At 70.4% G+C, this 14893-nt stretch carries 11 protein-coding genes; 4 read left to right on the top strand and 7 right to left on the bottom strand.

The genetic code is table 11. From position 1 onward, the window contains the following. Positions 1 to 115 precede the first annotated feature (115 nt). From ACFQ4H_RS19905 to prmC, 3 genes are all read right to left on the bottom strand, one after another. Positions 116 to 742: an arsenate reductase/protein-tyrosine-phosphatase family protein gene (locus tag ACFQ4H_RS19905; RefSeq protein ID WP_377572507.1), complete on the bottom strand. Its 627-nt coding sequence runs from the start codon at positions 740 to 742 to the stop codon at positions 116 to 118. Then, positions 743 to 1387, bottom strand: coding sequence for an L-threonylcarbamoyladenylate synthase (locus ACFQ4H_RS19900; RefSeq protein WP_184539951.1), 645 nt, complete (start codon positions 1385 to 1387; stop codon positions 743 to 745). Positions 1388 to 1537: 150 nt separating this feature from the next. After that, positions 1538 to 2446 carry a peptide chain release factor N(5)-glutamine methyltransferase gene (gene prmC, locus ACFQ4H_RS19895; RefSeq protein ID WP_377572506.1) on the bottom strand — a complete coding sequence of 303 codons (909 nt, stop codon included), beginning with the start codon at positions 2444 to 2446 and terminating at the stop codon, positions 1538 to 1540. A gap of 80 nt (positions 2447 to 2526) precedes the next feature. Between prmC and ACFQ4H_RS19890 the strand changes: the two genes are divergently transcribed. After that, positions 2527 to 4068: a GGDEF domain-containing protein gene (locus ACFQ4H_RS19890; protein ID WP_377572505.1), complete on the top strand. Its 1542-nt coding sequence runs from the start codon at positions 2527 to 2529 to the stop codon at positions 4066 to 4068. 138 nt (positions 4069 to 4206) lie between these two features. Here ACFQ4H_RS19890 and prfA read toward each other — a convergent pair whose 3' ends face one another. Beyond that, positions 4207 to 5295, bottom strand: a complete 1089-nt coding sequence (gene prfA, locus ACFQ4H_RS19885; RefSeq protein WP_377572504.1) for a peptide chain release factor 1 — start codon at positions 5293 to 5295, stop codon at positions 4207 to 4209. Positions 5296 to 5417: 122 nt separating this feature from the next. Then, complete coding sequence (gene rpmE / locus ACFQ4H_RS19880; RefSeq protein WP_377572503.1) at positions 5418 to 5642, bottom strand: 50S ribosomal protein L31; 225 nt, start codon at positions 5640 to 5642, stop codon at positions 5418 to 5420. A 240-nt stretch (positions 5643 to 5882) separates the two neighbouring features. Between rpmE and ACFQ4H_RS19875 the strand changes: the two genes are divergently transcribed. The 3 genes from ACFQ4H_RS19875 (at position 5883) to ACFQ4H_RS19865 (ending at position 9685) form a co-directional block, all read left to right on the top strand. Continuing rightward, a complete protein-coding gene (locus ACFQ4H_RS19875; protein ID WP_377572502.1) occupies positions 5883 to 7010 on the top strand; it encodes an RNA ligase in 1128 nt (375 codons plus the stop codon). 166 nt (positions 7011 to 7176) lie between these two features. Next, positions 7177 to 8550: a carbohydrate-binding protein gene (locus tag ACFQ4H_RS19870; protein WP_377572501.1), complete on the top strand. Its 1374-nt coding sequence runs from the start codon at positions 7177 to 7179 to the stop codon at positions 8548 to 8550. A 238-nt stretch (positions 8551 to 8788) separates the two neighbouring features. Beyond that, the gene (locus ACFQ4H_RS19865) at positions 8789 to 9685 is read left to right on the top strand and encodes a phosphatase domain-containing protein (RefSeq protein WP_377572500.1); all 897 of its coding nucleotides are present in this window, start codon (positions 8789 to 8791) and stop codon (positions 9683 to 9685) included. Positions 9686 to 9862: 177 nt separating this feature from the next. Here ACFQ4H_RS19865 and ACFQ4H_RS19860 read toward each other — a convergent pair whose 3' ends face one another. Both ACFQ4H_RS19860 and rho read right to left on the bottom strand, forming a co-directional pair. Further along, positions 9863 to 13339, bottom strand: a complete 3477-nt coding sequence (locus ACFQ4H_RS19860) for a phosphodiester glycosidase family protein (RefSeq protein WP_377572499.1) — start codon at positions 13337 to 13339, stop codon at positions 9863 to 9865. Between the two features lie 230 nt (positions 13340 to 13569). Next, positions 13570 to 14893 (bottom strand): transcription termination factor Rho (rho, locus tag ACFQ4H_RS19855; RefSeq protein ID WP_377572498.1); only part of this gene is annotated, 1324 nt, incomplete at its 5' end.

Below are 14893 nucleotides of genomic sequence, written 5' to 3'. Positions count from 1 at the left end.
ATGGCGTATAAGCGTTTGAACCAGTCAAGAATGACCACGAACTGCCTGGTAGACCTGCCTTTTCCACAAAACAGCAAAAAACTCACGGATCGCCCGCGAGGCGGAGCTCGGGGGGCTAGGGCAGCAGCACCGCAGCCAGCGGCTGCACCGTCTCCTCGATCTCGTCAGCCACCCGGCTGAAGCACTGGTCACCCCGACCCCACGGGTCGTCCAGATCGTCGGCGGGCAGCGGGGACGCGCCCCGCCGGAGAACGTCCACCGCCTCGACCAGGGCGACGCCCCGGGCGTACACCGATTCGGCCGTCAGCTCCACCGACGGCAGCGCCGCCACGTTCACCCCGGCCAGCAGCCGACCGAACTCACCGAGCACGAACGTCCGGGCGGCGGCATCGGGACGCAGCGCCACCACGTACTCCTGCTGGTCCGCCGTCGCGGTCAGCACCAGGTCGGCGGCGTCGATCTGGTCCGACCGCAGCTTCCGGGCCGCGAACCCGGCGATGTCACCGCCCCGCCCCCGCACCTGCCGCGCTGCGGGCGGGTTCATCTCCTCGCCCGCGTGCCAGCCGCCCGTGCCGGCACTGTGACTGTGCACCAGTTCGTCAGGCGTCACGGTCCCGGCGGTGGCCGCCGAGCCGACCGACCGGGCGATCCGGGTACGGACCGCGAGGGTCAGCAACCGCTCGGCCATCGGCGAACGGCAGATGTTGCCCATGCAGACGTGCAGGACGGTGAACGGCGGCACTCAGGACACCTGCCCCTGGATGTCCGGCACCACGTCGCGCAGCTTCTCCAGCGGGATCGCGCCCTGCCGCAGCACCCGGCACACCTGCCCGGTCACGTCGACGATCGTGCTCGGCACCGGATCCGGGCAGGGACCCGCCTCCAGGTAGGTCCGGACCGTGTAACCGAGCTGGTCGCGGGCCTCCGCCGCGGTCACCGCCGCCGGCTGGCCGGTCTTGTTGGCCGACGAGACCGCCATCGGCCCGGTCTCCCGCAGCACCTCGAGCGCAACCGGGTGCAGCGGCATCCGCACGGCCACCGTCCCGTCGGTGTCACCGAGGTCCCACTGGAGGCTGGGCGAATGCTCCACCACGATGGTCAACGCACCCGGCCAGAACGCCTCGACCAGGTCACGGGCGACCGGCGGCAACGAATAGACCAACCCGTCGAGGGTGTGCCGGGAGCCGACCAGAACCGGCGGGGGCATCTGCCGCCCGCGCCCCTTCGCGTCGAGCAGTGCCTTCACCGCGTACGGGGTGAAGGCGTCGGCACCGACCCCGTAGACGGTGTCGGTCGGCAGCACGACCAGCTCGCCGTTCTTGACCGCTTCGATCGCCGCAGCGATGCCTCGGTCCCGCTCGGCCAGCGAACGGCAGTCATAGAGCATCACGGGAAGCCAGTCTGCCACGCCCGCGCCGCCCCCGGGATGTCAGCTCCACCCCGGTCCCGGTTCCCGCTACCCGGCCCAGTCCTCGCTACCCGGCCCAGTCCTCGCTACCCGGCCCAGTCCTCGCTACCCGGCCCGGTCGCGGCCGGCTCATTCCGAACCCTCGGCGGTTCTCCGGGCGGTGGCGAAGCGGGGGCGACCGGTCAGGTCCCGGTGATCGACGATGTCGGTGAACCGACCGTCGGCGCGGAACAGGTCCGGCACCGCGTGGGCGTGGCTGTCGTCATGCTCGATCCCCACCACCCCACCCGGACGCAGCAGTTGCGCGGCCCGACCGATCAACGGGCGGATGACCGCGAGACCGTCCGGCCCGGCGAAGACCGCGTCCGCCGGGTCGTAGTCGGCCACCTCCGCCGGTACGGCGACGTCCGCCGGCACGTACGGCGGGTTGCACAGCAGGACGTCCACCCGGCCGGTGAGCTCAGCCAAGAGCCCGGGATCGGTCACGTCGCCGGCTACCACCCGCACCGTCCCGCCACCGGCAGCGGCGTTACGCCGGAGCCAGTCCAGGGCAGGGGCCGCCCGCTCGACGGCCACCACCCGCGCGCCGGGCACCTCGTCGGCGACGGCCAGGGCGATCGCTCCCGTACCGCTGCACAGGTCGACGACGACCGGCGGTCCGACGGGCGCCAGCGTGCGGGCCTGTTCGATCCCCCAACCGGCCAGCAGCTCGGTTTCCGGGCGGGGTACGAAGACACCGGGTCCGACCGCCAACTCGATGTGCCGGAATGCGGCCGTACCGAGGATGTGTTGCAGTGGCTCGCGACCGACCCGTCGGGCGACCATCCGGTCGAACCGGTCGAGTTGCTCCCGGCTGAACGGTTCGGCCAGCGCCAGTCGACCCCGCGACACGCCCAACACGTTCGCCGCCAACAGTTCCGCCTCGGCGCGGGCCGGGCCGATACCAGCCTCGGCCAGGGCTGCGGCGGCGCGCGCCAAAACCCGTGCCGGACGGAGCAATTCGGCCCCTCCGTCGGAGTCATCACCTGGACGTGTCACGACATAATCATGGAACGTCGGCCGACGTTGTCGCGCCACGGGTGGGTGCGGTGTGCTCACGACCTGTCAGGAGGATGCCCGTGAGCTGGCTCGACCAGGTCAATGACCAGGCCGACGTCCTCATGCACGCACATACCCTCCAGGAGAGTGACCGGTCCGCAGAAGCGTGCCTGGCCCTCGAGCTGATCATCAGCACCACCAAGAACCCGTACGTCCGGGCCGATGCGCTGCTGCAACGGCTCTCCGCACTGATCAACCTCGGTCGTACCGCCTCCTACACCACCGCCGTCGAGCAGGCGTTCGCCACCGCCCGTGACCTCGCCGAGCCGTACCTGCACGGACATCTGCACGCGCTGGCCGCGCTGGCGGCACACCATCAGGGGGCACTGGACCGCTGTGTCACCCACCTCGTACAGAGCGACCGGGCTCTGCGCGCGGTGGACGACCCCGGCCGGGAGACCGCCTGGGCCTGGCACGACCTGGCCATGGCCTACTCGTACCTCAGCTTCCACGGCTACGCCCTGAGTGCGATCGAACGTGCCCGACAACTGGGCACGGCCGCCGGCATCCACGAGGAGACCTTCGCGGCGCCGGGAATCCGGCTCCGCAACGCTGTCGCCCTCGACCACAACGGCGACAGCGACGGCTGTCTGCGGGTACTCCGGGACATCCGCAGCGACCTCGACCGGTTCCGGCGTACCGGCCGCGCCGCCCGGCTGCGCCCCAGCAACCTGGCCGCCTACGGCTACACGATCGCCCGCCAGGCGGCGCTCGGCGATCCGGTCGGGCCGACCGGATGCCCGGACGCGACCGAGCTGTTCAGCCACGGTGGCGACAGTGCGCGGGCCCGGGACATGCGCCAACTCGGTGCCGTCTGCCTGGCCCTCGCCGCCAACCGGCCAGCCGAGGCAATGACCCGGCTGGACTCGATGACCGTCTCCGCCGAGACGCTCGGCGCGGCCGAGCAGCCCCGGCTACGCAGCCTGACCTTCGCGTTGGCCGGTGACCACGCGGCGGCCCACCGGGCCGACCGGCACGCGTTCCGGCTGGCCGCACAGCGCAACGACCGGCTCCGGGACGTCTACGTCGACGGCATCGCCGCCCGGATCGACCAGGAGGAGATGCGCCGCGACGCGGCCCGGTACGGCGGTGACGCGCTGACCGACCCGCTGACCGGGCTGCCCAACCGGCGACGGCTGGAGGGCTACGCCGCAGCACTGGTCAGCCGGGGTGAGCGGGCAGTGATCGGAGTCTGTGACCTGGACGGCTTCAAGGCGGTCAACTCCGCCCACGGGCACCACTCCGGCGACCTGGTACTGCAACGTATCGCTGGCGTGATCAACCGCGTGATGCGTCAGGGTGATCTCGTGGCCCGGTACGGCGACGACGACTTCGTACTTCTGCTCTCCGGCGCGGGCATGGCCCAGGCCGCCGAGGTGGCCCGGCGGATCACCAGTGCCGTCCTCGCCGAGGACTGGGAGTCGCTGGTGCCGGGCACGCCGATCGGCGTCCGGGTGGGCTTCGCCGAGGTACGGCCCGGCACGCCGCTGCACCGGGCCCTGGGGGTCGCCTTCGAGATCGCCCACCGGGAGAAGCCGGGCGGCCGATCCCGCCTCTCCTGATCCCGCCATCCGGCGGCCTACCCGGCTGGACCGTCCGGTCCGACCGGCTGGGGTCGGTCCGGCGGCCTACCGGCTTGGATCGTCCGGGGTCCGACCGACTTGGTGGCCCGGCGTCGGCGCTCGGCCGCAGCCGACCGGTCAGCGGCGGGACAGTTCGGTCTCCCCCGCCAACCGGGCCGTCCGGTCCGCCTCGGTCAGTGCGTCGAGGACACCGTCCAGCTCACCGGCCAGCACCAGGTCCAGGTTGTACGCGGTGAAGCCGATCCGGTGATCGGTGATCCGGTTCTGCGGGAAGTTGTACGTGCGGATCCGCTCGGAACGGTCGACGGTGCGCACCTGGGCCTTACGGGCGTCCGAGGCGGCAGCGTCGGCCTGCTCCTGGGCAACGGCCAGCAGCCGGGCCCGCAGAATCCGCATCGCCTGCTCCCGGTTCTGCAACTGGCTCTTCTCGTTCTGGCAGGAGACCACGATCCCGGTCGGCAGGTGGGTGATCCGGACCGCCGAGTCGGTGGTGTTGACCGACTGCCCGCCCGGACCGGAGGAGCGGAACACGTCGATCCGCAGGTCGTTGGGGTCGATGGTGACGTCCACGTCCTCCGCCTCGGGCAGGACGAGTACGCCGGCGGCGCTGGTGTGGATCCGCCCCTGCGACTCGGTGACCGGCACCCGCTGCACGCGGTGTACGCCACCCTCCCACTTCAGCCGGGACCAGACTCCGTTGCCCCCCTCGGGGACACCCTTGGTCTTCACGGCCAGCGAGACGTCCTTGACGCCGCCCAGATCGGAGTCCTGCGCGTCGATCACCTCGGTGACCCAGCCGTGCCGCTCGGCGTAGCGCATGTACATCCGCAGCAGGTCGCCGGCGAACAGGGCCGACTCCTCGCCGCCCTCGCCCGCCTTGATCTCGACGATCACGTCCTTGGCGTCGTGCGGGTCACGCGGGATGAGCAGCTCGGCGAGGCGTTCCTCCAGCACCGGCAGGGACGCCGCCAGCGATTCGACCTCGGTGGCGAAGGAGGGGTCCTCGGCCGCCAACTCCCGGGCCGCCTCCAGGTCGGCGCGGGTCTGCTCCAGCTCACCGGCCGCCTTGTGTATCGGGGTCAGCTCGGCGAACCGCCGGCCCACCCGCCGGGCCGTGGCCTGGTCGGCGTGGATGGCCGGGTCGGCCAGGCGCTTCTCCAGCTCCGCGTACTCCGCGAGGAGCCCGACCAGCCGTTCACTGCTCATATCCGCGCCCCGATGATTCGCTGGTTCATGCCCGTACCCCTTCAACCCAGACCGCTACTGGCGCACCAACACGGACGGCGCCCGCGCCCGGTGGAAACCGGACGCGGGCGCCGTCAGAGCAGCTACTTGGCCTTCTTGGCCTGAACCTTGGCGTACTTCTGCTGGAACTTCGCGACCCGACCGGCGGTGTCGAGCACGCGCTGCTTGCCGGTGTAGAACGGGTGGCAGGCGCTGCAGGTCTCGACGTGGATCGTGCCGCCCTTGGCAGTGCTGCGGGTCGTGAAGGAGCTGCCGCAGGAGCACGTGACCTCGGTGGTGACGTACTCCGGGTGGATGTTCTGCTTCATGTCGCCTCGGTCCTCTCGTTGATGGTCGCCGGGTCGCCCTCGCCAGCACAGTCCGATGACGAACTGGTGACGACTGGGGGCGTGAACCGGAACCCTGGCCGATTGACCAGTGTGCCATGCGCCGCCGGCGGCGGCGTAATCGGACTGCACACCGGTCACGTGACGGCTAACCTGGCTCTCCCCTCAGGTATTCCCGCCCCGCCGGAAGGCACACCCGTGACCGCCCCTACGCCTGTCACCATGCCCGTTTCTGCCCCGAAGTCCCGTTCCGGCGGTCCCGCCGGACCGACCCGGCTGGCCGACATCCTCGACGTCACCGCGCTGGATGCCGCGCTCGCCGAGGGACACGTCCGGGCGCAACGCCACCCCGACCACCCGATGTCGATCTACAACTACACCGAGGCGTGCACCTACGGGCAGTACTGGACACCGGTGACCCTGGCCTGTCGCGGTCTGATCGTCGACGACGCCACCGGCACCGTGCTGGCCCGGCCGTTCGCCAAGTTCTTCAACCACGAACAGCCCGGTGCGCCGACCCTCCGACTCGACGCACCGGTGACGGTCACCGACAAGGCGGACGGATCGCTGGGCATCATCTATCCCGATCCGGACGGTACGTTCGCGGTCGCCACCCGGGGGTCGTTCGCGTCGGACCAGGCCCGGCACGCCACCGCCGTACTCCGTAACCGGTATGCCCACTTCGTTCCGCCGACCGGGCTGACCGTACTGGTGGAGGTCGTCTATCCGGCGAACCGGATCGTCCTCGACTACCGGGGCCTGGACGACCTGGTGCTGCTCGGCGCGGTCGAGATCGCGACCGGTCGTACCCACGGGCCGGAGGCGGTGCCCGGCTGGCCGGGCCCGACGGTCGAGCAGTTCGGCTACGCGACGCTGGCCGAGGCGCTGGCCGCGCCACCCCGGGACAACCGGGAGGGCCTGGTGGTGCACTGCCGGGAGACCGACCAGCGGGTAAAGATCAAGTACGCCGAGTACCTGCGGCTGCACCGCCTGGTGACCGGCCTGACCGCCCGCGCGGTGTGGGACGTGCTCGTCAACGGCGGCGATCTCGCCGCACTCGTCGAACCGCTGCCCGACGAGTTCCACATCTGGGTACGCGATGTCGTAGCGACACTGACCGAGACCGTCGAGGACCGGGCCGCGAAGATCGAGACGGCGTATCGCGAGATCGTGGCCGTACTGCCCGAAGGTTGGAGCCGACGGGAGTTCGCCCAGGCGGTGCACGGACACCCCGAACGCGCCTGCCTGTTCCTCCACCTGGACGGCAAGGACTACCGTCCACTGCTCTGGCAGCACGCCCGCCCCTCCGCCGACTGGACGCCACACCACCCGGACACCGACGCGCCCTGATCGACCGGGGCGCCTTGGACCACCGACGCGCCCTGGTCCACCGGGGCGCCTTGGACCACTGGGCGCCCCGGACCAACGGGCGCCCGGCACGCTCGTCACATTGAGACACTTACATTAAGGAAAGTTAACGGATAAGCTTCCTGCCACCTAACTGAGGTGGGATGCCATGAGACTTCGACGTGAGTTGATCGCCCTGGTAGCCGGTACCGCGACAGCCATCGCGGTCGGCTTCGTGCCCGCACCCTACGGTCTCGCCGGGGCGTTCGGCGCCTCGGCGGACGTGCCGCTCGTCGCCTGTTCGGCACCGGCATGGGCGGAGGGCACGAGCTACCCGGCGGGCAGCCAGGTGAGCTACAACGGCCGACTGTACGAGGCCCGGGTGACGCACACACCGCCGGTGGGTGCCGGCTGGAACCCGGCGGCGGCCCCGTCACTGTGGCGGGACCTCGGGGTATGTGACGGCGGCGGTTCCCCAAGCCCCACGCCGACCCGTACCTCGTCACCATCGCCCACCGCGAGCCCCACTGCGAGCCCGACCGCGTCGCCGACGCCCACCGCGAGTCCCACCTCCTCACCCGGGACCGAAACCTGTCCGGTCAAGTCGAAGCCGGCCGGCAAGGTCCTCCAGGGCTACTGGGAGAACTGGGACGGCGCGGCGAACGGCGTGCACCCGCCGCTCGGCTGGATCCCGATCACCGATCCCCGCATCCCCGCACACGGTTACAACGTGATCAACGCCGCCTTCCCGGTGATCCGCTCGGACGGCACGGTCCTGTGGGAAGACGGCATGGACGCCACGGTGAAGGTCGCGACCCCGGCCGAGATGTGCCAGGCCAAGGCGGCCGGCCTCACGCTCCTGATGTCGATCGGCGGTGCCACGGCCGGTATCGACCTCAGTTCGAGTGCCGTCGCCGACCGGTTCATCGCCACCGTCGTGCCGATCCTCAAGCGGTACAACTTCGACGGGATCGACATCGACATCGAGACCGGTCTCACGGGCAGCGGCAACATCAACCAACTGTCCCCGTCACAGTCGAACCTGATCCGCATCATCGACGGCGTACTCGCCCAGATGCCCGCCAACTTCGGGCTCACGATGGCGCCCGAGACGGCGTACGTCACCGGGGGTAGTGTCACGTACGGCTCGATCTGGGGTGCCTATCTGCCGATCATCAAGAAGTACGCCGACAACGGCCGGCTCTGGTGGCTGAACATGCAGTACTACAACGGCAGCATGTACGGCTGCTCCGGCGACTCGTACTCCGCCGGCACCGTCCAGGGTTTCACGAAGCAGACCGACTGCCTGAACGCGGGACTGGTCATCCAGGGCACCACGATCCGGGTGCCCTACGACAAGCAGGTACCCGGACTGCCCGCACAACCGGGCGCCGGCGGTGGTCACATGTCCCCGTCGTTGGTGGCACAGGCGTGGAACACCTATCAGGGTGGCCTGAAGGGCCTGATGACCTGGTCCCTGAACTGGGACGGGTCACGGGGCTGGACGTTCGGGGACAACGTCAAGAGCCTCCAGTCCCGCTGACCCCCACCCCCGCCCCCGTTGCCCCTACCCGCCCGCCCCACCCCGCCCCTGACCCCGTTGATCATGAAGTTATGACCCCCGTTACCGGCGTGTCGCAACAACAACTTCATGATCAACGGGACGGGGGGATGGGGGTGGGTGGGATGCGTACGCAGGCCAGTCGGAAACAGTCGCGCCACGAAGATCAATACGGCGTACGGTAGGACCGACCTGACGCGACGACGCCGGAGTGGCAGCCGTGACCCGACTGATCCTCACCCGGGGGCTGCCCGCCTCCGGCAAGACGACCTTCGCCCGTAAGTTGCAGCCGAGTGTGGTCCGGGTCAATCGCGACGACCTGCGCCGGATGCTGCACGGGGAGCGACTGTTCACCCAGTGGGCCGAGGGCCAGGTCACCACCGCCCAGCGGGTGCAGGTCGAGGCACTGCTGCGGGCCCGGGTGGACGTCTGCGTGGACGACACCAACCTGCGGTCCAAGACCGTACGGGAGTGGGCCGAGTTGGCCGCCCGGCTCGGCGCGACGTTCGAACTGCACGACTTCACCGACGTACCGCTGGACGAGTGCATTCGCCGGGACGCCGTACGGCCGGCGCAGGACCAGGTCGGCGAGGAGGCGATCCGGCGGTTGCACGAGCGGTACCTGGCCGGACGCAAGCTGCCCCTGCCGGTGCCGAACGTCGAGCCGGGCGGGCCGGCCACCGTCTACACCCCGCCGAGCGGAGCACCGGAGATCGTCCTGGTCGACATCGACGGCACGGTCGCGTTGATGAGCGGGCGCAGCCCGTACGACATGAGCCGGGTCGGTGAGGACCGGCCCAACCACGCGGTGATCGCGGCGGTACGGGCGATGCATGCCGCCGGTTACGAAGTGGTCTTCTGCTCCGGACGGGACGATTCCTGCCGTACGGTGACCGAGGGCTGGCTGGCGGAGCATGTCGGAGTCCCCTACCTCGCCCTGCACATGCGGGCGTTGGGCGACACCCGTAAGGACTCCGTCGTCAAGAAGGAGATCTTCGAACGGGAGATCCGCGACCACTACCGGGTCGTCGGCGTGTTCGACGACCGGATGCAGGTCGTACGCATGTGGCGTGATCTCGGCCTGACCGTGTTCCAGGTCGCCGACGGCGACTTCTGACCCGCCAAGATCCGCGTGATCAGGGTCGGACTCGCGCGTGTCGTCGGCGCGTCGCCCTGATCCCCGCGATCAGGGCGACGCGCCGACGACACATTTACTCCTGGATCATGCAGCCATGAGGGCCGCTACGGCCACGGGGACCACAGCCGCCAAAGCGACCCACGGCGGCCATACGGATCATGCGGCGGCGGGGGCAGCCGCCCGGGGCGCGAGCTGAAGCGCGGCCTCCGCCCGTACGCCGTTGACGGTCACCGCCAGCAGCACCGAGCCCGTCGGCCGGAGTGCCGTCAGTCGACCGGTCGCCGGGTCGAACCAGGCGACGTGCCACGGGCGCAGCCCCAACGGGGATCCGATGTGGACGCTCGGTGACCCGGACCAGTCGGCGCTGACCGGGGCGGCCACCGGCACCTGACGCCCGCCGGCCTGGGTCACCGTGGCCGTCACCTGGACCGGTGAGCCGGCCGCGACGACCGCCGGGGCGGTCACCGTCAACCCGTCCACGTGCGCCCGCATCTGCGCGGTCACCCACTGCGGGCCCTCAGTCAGTGGATTCCTCCGGGCACGTGCCGCCTCGTCCTCGGTGACCGGGTCGACACCGAACATCGTCCAGCCGGTGAACCCACCGAGGTGTGGTGCGGACGACGGGTTCTTGCCCGAGTTGCCGTTGATCACGTACGGCACACCGTCGACCCGCCCGGCGTGGAAGGTGCCGACATGCCCGCCGACGAAGAGCGCGCCCTTGCCGGTGGTGTGCTGGAACTCGGCCAGCCACCGTTCGACCAGCGCCGCCTCCTTACGGTCACCGAGCTGGCTGGCCTGGGCCGGGCTGGGGTCGCGCGGCGGGTGGTGGTGCAGTACGACCACCGAACCGATCGCCGGGTCGGTTGCCGCACTGTCCAGGGCGGCGCGGAACGCCTCGATCTGCTCGAAGCCGCCCCCCCGCAGGTTGCCGGTGGACGTGTTCAGCGTGACGAAGCGGGTGGCGGTGCCACCGCTGGCCGGGCGATGGTCGAAGACCCGGTGGGTGTCACCGAACACCGCCTTGAAGTTGCTGATCGGCGCACCCATGATCTCGTGGTTGCCGGGCACGTAGTAGTAGGGCAGCGTCCCGGCCAGTTCCTCGTCCAGGATCCGCTTGGCCAGCGCGAAGTCGGCCGGGTAGGCGGTGTCCACGAAGTCGCCGTTGATCACCAGGAAGTCCGGCTTCGCCGCCCGGATCTCCCGCAGCGTACGGCGGGCCTGGGCGACCAGGTCACTGTCCGGGTTGGCGGCGACGAACTGGGCGTCGGACATCACCGCGAAGCGCCAGGGTGCCCCGTCCACCGTGCCGTCGCGGACCACCACCCGGTCGGTACGGGGCGTCTCGGCCGGCGCGCTGACCGTCGGCGGTACCCGGGCCACGATGTCGTCGATGACGATGTCGTTGGTGTACGCGGCGGCGGCGTTGGTCTCGGCCACGTAGAACCGCCGGATCCGCACCGGATACTGCACCCCGGCCGGTACCGCCATCTCGACGTACCGCCAGCCGGTCCAGTCCAGCAGCGGCCCACGCAGGATGTGCTGCTGGTCCAGCGCGTCGTGCAGGTGCAGGCTCGGCCACTCCCCCTTGCCGTTGCCGTAGATCCACATGGCGAACGCCTGTGGTTGACCGGGAACCTCGATCCAGGCCGGCGGGTTGGCGTACGCGGCGCGGGTGCCGGTGGACTGGCTGAAGTCGTACGACAGCTTCAGGCCGGTGCCGGTGTGGCCGGCGGTCGGGGCGGCCGACCCGGTGGCCCGGGCGGCGCTGAACGTCCAGCTGGCCGCATCGTCGAAGTTGGCGACCGGCACGTCGGTCAGACCGATGGTGACCGGTACGGCAGCACTGGCACCCCCCACCCGCATCGTGATCAGGCCGGCGCCGGAATCGGTCCGTGCCTTCACCGACAGGTTGCCCTCGGCGGTGGGCGTGATCTCGAACAGGTTCCGGTCGTAGTCGAGCCGGACGTCGGCCGGCTCGATCGGCGCGGTGTTGCCCTCGGCGTCGTACCCGACGACCCCGATCAGACCGGTCGCACCGGCACCGACCAGGCCGACCCGGTCCACCGTTCCACTGATCCGGTCCAGCGGGCCGAGCACGGTGAGTTTCACCTCACCCCGGGCACCACCCCGGGCGGCGGTCACCGTGGCCGCCCCGGGCACCAGTGCCCGGAAGACGCCGTCGGAGTTCACCACACCCCGTACCGCCGGGGTGGTCCGCCAGCTGGGCGTACCGGCGGCCGGGCCGTAGGTCTCGTCGTAGCCGGCGGCGGTCAGTCGCCGGGTCAGGCCCGGGAACACCCGGTCCGGCCGGCCGCCGCGCACCGGACCCACGCCGGGTGCCTCGGTCGGGTCGATGGCGGTCTCGACCCAGTACGCGGTCAGCTTGCCGCTGCCCTTGGGCGCGTAGATGGCCAGTCCGTTCGGAACGGGCCGCTCGGAGCCGTCCGACGGGCTGTTCTCCACCTGTACGGCCGCCGCGCCCGGTTCCCGGGCCAGCAGCGTGGAGGAGCCACCGCCGTCGAGGTTGAGCGCGTTGTGCGCGCCGAGTTCGGCCATCAGCCGGCCCATCTCGGTCTGTGTCACGCCCCGGCTGTCGACCTGCCGGCCGTCGACGGTGAGCAGGAACATCTTCCGGCCGTCGGCGGAGAACCCGACCGAGGTACGCGGTGCCAGGGTGGCGTCGGCGATGTTCTGGGGTACGCCGTCGCGCAGGATCACGTTGCCACCGCCGACCGCCGCGCGCGGCGCGTCCCCGGCGGAGGGGCGGGGCTGGTAGGCGATGGTGACCGGATCACCGGGCCGGAGGCCGGCGAGGGCGTCCGCCCCACCGTCACGGCCGAGCAGGATGGTGGTTCCGGCCGGGATCGCTCCGCTGCCGGCGGTGTTCGTGACGCTGGCCACGCGGCCGTCGACCAGGGTCACCTCGGTGACGCGAGCGGCTCCCTCGACCGTACGTCCCCGGGCGTACGACCCCCACAACGGCGTGAAGACGCCGATGCCGTTGGCCTGGATCATGTTGTTGAACTGGGTCAGCTCGACCGTGCCGGTGGGCAGGGTGCCGGTGCCCTCGAAGTGCACCTGGATGACCCGGCCGATCCCGTCGGCGGTGATGGCGGCGGCGTTGTTGTGTCCGGCGACCGGCGACTGGATGAGCTGTCCACTCTGGATTCCGATGCCCTGGGCGGCACCGGAGTTGTTGATGTCGAAGAAGTCACCGTTGACCGCAGCGACCGCGCCGGCGCGGTCCACCGCGCGGCGCAGCGGCTCGGCCTTGGCGACCTCGCCGGAGTTGACGTAGTCGACGGTGACGCCGCCGGACAGGTCGGCGGTCAGCGCGTCGGCTCGCAGCCAGCCGGCCGAGTCGAAGCGGTCGAACGAGGTGAGGGTCAGCCCCGGTGCAACGGGACGGGACCTTCGATCGGTGTCGAGGCCGCCGGCTGGTTCGGCGGACAGCAGCGATGCGGACGATGCCGGGTAGGACGACGCGACGGGGGCGTCGTCGACGGCGGTGGCGTGGACGTCGGCTGGCGCCGGTGCCGGCGTGGCCTGGGCCGGCACCGGGCCGACCAGGGTCAGCAGCGGTGCCAGCAGCAGGGCACCGACGAGGTGGGCGGGTCGACTGCGGGTACGCATGTCGGGTAGTCAACCGGAAGGTGAATAGAAGTTTCAATACCTACCGGCTGAACTGAAGGAAAATTCCGAGCAGGACGGGCTGCGGCCGGGGCGGGAGCCCAGCCGCGCCGGGGCCGCGTCAGGGGCCACGAACGAGCTCGAACGAGCCGTGTCGGAGGCAAAAACGAGCGCGAGCCGGACCGCGGTTGCGGTCCGGCTCGCGCCGTGACTTGGCGGAGACGAGGCTGGGGTTACTCCCCCGGCGTCGACTTCGCGATCTGCATCAGGAACTCGATGTTGGTACGGGACTGCTTGAGCTTGTCGAGCAGCAGATCCAGCGCCGCCTGCGAGTCCAGCGAGTGCAACACCTTGCGAAGCTTGTGGACGATGGCCAGTTCCTCCGGCGCAAGCAGGATCTCTTCCTTACGCGTACCGGACGGGTGGATGTCGATGGCCGGGAAGGTGCGCTTGTCAGCGATCTTCCGGTCCAGCTTCAGCTCGGCGTTACCCGTGCCCTTGAACTCCTCGAAGATGACCGTGTCCGCCATGGAACCGGTCTCCACCAGTGCGGTGGCGAGGATGGTCAGCGAGCCGCCGTTCTCGATGTTGCGGGCCGCGCCCAGGAAACGCTTGGGCGGGTAGAGCGCGGTCGAGTCGATACCGCCGGACATGATCCGGCCACTGGCCGGAGCTGCCAGGTTGTACGACCGGCCGAGCCGGGTCACCGAGTCGAGCAGTACGACCACGTCGTGGCCCAGCTCGACCAGGCGCTTGGCCCGCTCGATCGCCAACTCGGCGACCGTGGTGTGGTCCTGCGGCGGCCGGTCGAACGTGGCCGCGATGACCTCGCCCTTGACCGAGCGCTGCATGTCGGTGACCTCTTCCGGCCGCTCGTCGACGAGCACGACCATCAGGTGCACCTCGGGGTTGTTGTGGGTGATCGCGTTGGCGATCGCCTGCAACACCATGGTCTTACCGGCCTTCGGCGGCGACACGATGAGCGCCCGCTGCCCCTTACCGATCGGCATGACCAGGTCGATGACCCGAGTGGTCAGGATGTGCGGTTCGGTCTCCAGCCGCAGTCGCTCCTGCGGGTAGAGCGGAGTCAGCTTGTAGAACTCCGGACGACGCTTGGCCTCGTCCGGGTCCATCCCGTTGATCGCGTCGAGCCGCACCAGCGGGTTGTACTTGTCCCGGCGCTGCTCGCCCTCGCGGGCCGCCCGTACCGCACCGGTGACGGCGTCACCGCGACGCAGGCCGTACTTCTTGACCTGGGACATCGACACGTACACGTCGTTCGGGCCGGACAGGTAGCCGGTGGTGCGTACGAACGCGTAGTTGTCGAGAACGTCGATGATGCCGGCTACTGGAACGAGAACGTCGTCCTCGGCGACCTGCGGCTCCCGGCCACCGGTCTCCCCCTCGGGGCGGTCTCCCCGGCCCCGACGGCGGTCCCGGAATCGGCTACGCCGGCTGCGCCGGCCGCCGCCCTCGCCGTCCTCGTCGCCCTCGTTGTCCCGGTCGACCGCGGCACGCTGGCCCCGATCACCGCGCTCGCCCCGTTGGGCACGCTCG

Origin of the sequence: Micromonospora sonneratiae, from assembly GCF_042679305.1 — a bacterium.
GTDB lineage: Bacteria > Actinomycetota > Actinomycetes > Mycobacteriales > Micromonosporaceae > Micromonospora_H > Micromonospora_H sonneratiae.
This window is presented reverse-complemented; position numbering and strand designations above follow the sequence as displayed.

Bases quoted from the DNA above. Each gene is read 5' to 3' on its own strand.
- ACFQ4H_RS19875 (WP_377572502.1), top strand. From the start codon at position 5,883: ATGCCCGTTTCTGCCCCGAAGTCCCGTTCCGGCGGTCCCGCCGGACCG.
- ACFQ4H_RS19860 (WP_377572499.1), bottom strand. From the start codon at position 13,339: ATGCGTACCCGCAGTCGACCCGCCCACCTCGTCGGTGCCCTGCTGCTG.
- rpmE (WP_377572503.1), bottom strand. From the start codon at position 5,642: ATGAAGCAGAACATCCACCCGGAGTACGTCACCACCGAGGTCACGTGC.
- ACFQ4H_RS19900 (WP_184539951.1), bottom strand. From the start codon at position 1,387: ATGCTCTATGACTGCCGTTCGCTGGCCGAGCGGGACCGAGGCATCGCT.
- prfA (WP_377572504.1), bottom strand. From the start codon at position 5,295: ATGAGCAGTGAACGGCTGGTCGGGCTCCTCGCGGAGTACGCGGAGCTG.
- ACFQ4H_RS19870 (WP_377572501.1), top strand. From the start codon at position 7,177: ATGAGACTTCGACGTGAGTTGATCGCCCTGGTAGCCGGTACCGCGACA.